General features: G+C 65.0%; 2 protein-coding genes. One reads left to right on the top strand and one right to left on the bottom strand.

From position 1 onward, the window contains the following. Positions 1-60: 60 nt before the first annotated feature. A complete protein-coding gene (locus tag ACWPW2_RS22325) occupies positions 61-636 on the bottom strand; it encodes a hypothetical protein (protein WP_454125521.1) in 576 nt (191 codons plus the stop codon). A gap of 76 nt (positions 637-712) precedes the next feature. On the opposite strand from ACWPW2_RS22325, the gene ACWPW2_RS22320 reads away from it, so the two are divergent. Then, positions 713-1,058: PPE family protein (locus tag ACWPW2_RS22320; RefSeq protein ID WP_454125519.1), on the top strand; the 346-nt coding region annotated here is incomplete at its 3' end.

Genomic DNA, 1,058 nt, shown 5'->3' with positions numbered 1-1,058 from the left:
ATGGAAGGGACAGAGTGAGTATGAGAGAGGGGAGCGGTTTAAAAAAATCATGTAACTGATCTAAGTGAAGGACGAGTAGAGGCAAAAACTATGAGGACTTTTTATATTTTTTTTCAAGCAGAAGACGGCATACGAGATCAGCCTCGGTCTCGTGGGCTCGGTCGGAGCTCGTCCCGCGGTGAGAGGCGGCATCGCGGCCTTGGGCACACCGTAGATATTCACGTTCAGCGGCGAGCGGCCGTCCTGCAGGATGGTGTTGCCGTAGACCACGGGCAGTGCCGCTTCCACGCCGGAAATTCGGGCCACGTCGCCGGCTTCGGCCTGCGGGAACCGCGACGAGCCCATGAATGGGCCTACCGCGGCGGTCTGGATCAGGTAGCTGTCGATACCCAGTGAATCGACCACGTTCTCCGCCTCGACCCGGAATCCGTGGGTCAGCCCGGCCAGCACCAGCGTCAGGGCGAACACCATCGCGGTGCCCACCGCGGCAACGATGAACCGGCGCAGTCGCCACTGCAGGTCACGAAACGCGGTGTTTAACACCCGCACGCGCGCATGTGAGCGCAGCGTGCGGCTGTGCCCGCCGTCTCGGCGCGAGGCCGCAACGGCTGCCGCAAATCCGGAATGCCCGGTCAACCGCGAGCTTTTGGGCTACAAATACACTCACGCCGCTTTCTCGAGCCCGGTGTACGCCGAAGGGAGGGGCTCGGTGATGAATTACGCGGCCCTGCCACCGGAGATCAACACGTTGCGGATCTACACCGGGCCGGGCTCCGCGCCGATGCGCGCCGCTGCCGCCGCCTGGGGTGCACTCTCCGCTGAACTGCATTCGGCGGTCGCGTCGTACGAATCGGTGATCACTGAGCTGACCGCCCAGGCTTGGCTGGGGCCGGCGTCGGAATCGCTGACCCGGGCCGCCGCACGGTACGCGGCCTGGATGACTGCCACCGCGGCACAGATCGACCAGACGACCGCACAGGCGAACGCGGCGGCGGCGGCCTATGAGGCGGCACATGGCGCGACCGTGCCACCGTCGGTGGTGGCGGCCAACCGGGCCC

This window comes from Kosakonia sp. Marseille-Q7440 (assembly GCF_965119485.1).
Note: the sequence above shows the minus strand (reverse complement) of the source record. Positions and strands in the feature narration are given on the sequence as shown.